Genomic DNA, 1,730 nt, shown 5'->3' with positions numbered 1-1,730 from the left:
GCGGGGCTCGATGCCCCGCCCCGCCGCCCTTCCGGATCAGAACAGGCCTTCGACCTGCCCCGCCTCGTTGAGGCGGATCACCTCCGCCGACGGCACCTTCGGCAGGCCCGGCATGGTCATGATCTCGCCGCAGATCACCACGATGAACCCGGCCCCGGCCGAAAGCCGCACCTCGCGCACCGGCACCGAATGGCCCGTGGGCGCGCCGCGGCGGTTCGGATCGGTCGAGAACGAGTACTGGGTCTTGGCCATGCAGACCGGCAGATGCCCGTAGCCCGCCTCTTCCCAGGCCTTCAACTGGTCGCGGATCGACTTGTCGGCCAGCACCTCGTCGGCGTGGTAGATGCGCTTCGCGATCGTCTCGATCTTCTGGAACAGCCCCATGTCGTCGGGATAGATCGGCGCGAAGTTCGCAGACCCGCTCTCGGCCATCTCGACGACCTTCCGGGCGAGATCCTCGATCCCCGCCGAGCCGTTGGCCCAGTGCTTGCACAGGATCGCCTCGGCGCCCTGCTCGGCGACATAGGCCTTCACCGCCGCCACCTCGGCATCGGTGTCCGAGTAGAAGTGGTTGATCGCCACCACCACCGGCACGCCGAACGACTTCACGTTGGCGATGTGGCGGCCGAGGTTCGGGCAGCCCTTCTTCACCGCGTCGACATTCTCCGCGCCAAGATCGGCCTTCGCCACCCCGCCGTTCATCTTCATCGCCCGGACCGTGGCCACGATCACCGCCGCCGCAGGCTTCAGGCCCGCCTTGCGGCACTTGATGTCGAAGAACTTCTCCGCGCCGAGATCGGCGCCGAAGCCGGCCTCGGTCACAACATAGTCGCCGAGCTTCAGCGCGGTCTTCGTCGCGATCACCGAGTTGCAGCCATGCGCGATGTTGGCGAACGGGCCGCCATGCACGAAGGCGGGGTTGTTCTCCAGCGTCTGCACCAGGTTCGGCTGCATCGCGTCCTTCAGAAGCACCGTCATCGCCCCGTCGGCCTTGATGTCGCGGGCATAGACCGGCGTCTTGGCGCGGGTATAGGCGACGACGATGTCGCCCAGACGCTTCTGCAGGTCCTCGAGATCCTTCGACAGGCACAGGATCGCCATCACTTCCGAAGCGACCGTGATGTCGAAGCCGGTCTGGCGCGGGAAGCCGTTGGCCACGCCGCCGAGATTGACCACGATATCCCTGAGCGCCCGGTCGTTCATGTCCATCACCCGGCGCCAGGTCACCCGGCGCGCGTCGATGTCAAGCGCATTGCCCCAGTAAATGTGGTTGTCGATCATCGCGCTGAGAAGGTTGTGCGCGCTCGTGATCGCGTGGAAGTCGCCGGTGAAGTGGAGGTTCATCTCCTCCATCGGAACGACCTGCGCATGACCGCCGCCGGCCGCCCCGCCCTTCATCCCGAAGTTCGGCCCGAGAGAGGCCTCGCGGATGCAGATCACCGCCTTCTTGCCGATCCGGTTCAGACCGTCGCCAAGACCAACCGTCGTCGTCGTCTTGCCCTCGCCCGCAGGCGTCGGGTTGATCGCCGTCACGAGAATCAGCTTGCCGTCCTTCTTGCCATCCAGCGAACGGATGAACTCCTGGCTCACCTTCGCCTTGTCATGCCCGTAAGGCAGAAGATGCTCCGCCGGGATCCCCAGCTTGTCGCCAATCTCCATGATCGGACGCTTCTTCGCCTCGCGCGCAATCTCAATATCCGTCTTGAACGCCATCTTCTCTGTCTCTCCTT

The 1,730-nt window shown here is 65.2% G+C and carries 1 protein-coding gene; it reads right to left on the bottom strand.

All coding sequences use genetic code 11. The features are described 5' to 3' along the window. Window positions 1–36 precede the first annotated feature (36 nt). Window positions 37–1,713, bottom strand: a complete 1,677-nt coding sequence (locus R5H32_RS20855) for a formate--tetrahydrofolate ligase (RefSeq protein WP_318340556.1) — start codon at window positions 1,711–1,713, stop codon at window positions 37–39. Window positions 1,714–1,730: the final 17 nt, after the last annotated feature.

The sequence above is a fragment of the Defluviimonas sp. D31 genome (assembly GCF_033436765.1).
Taxonomy (GTDB): Bacteria; Pseudomonadota; Alphaproteobacteria; order Rhodobacterales; family Rhodobacteraceae; genus Albidovulum.
Note: the sequence above shows the minus strand (reverse complement) of the source record. Positions and strands in the feature narration are given on the sequence as shown.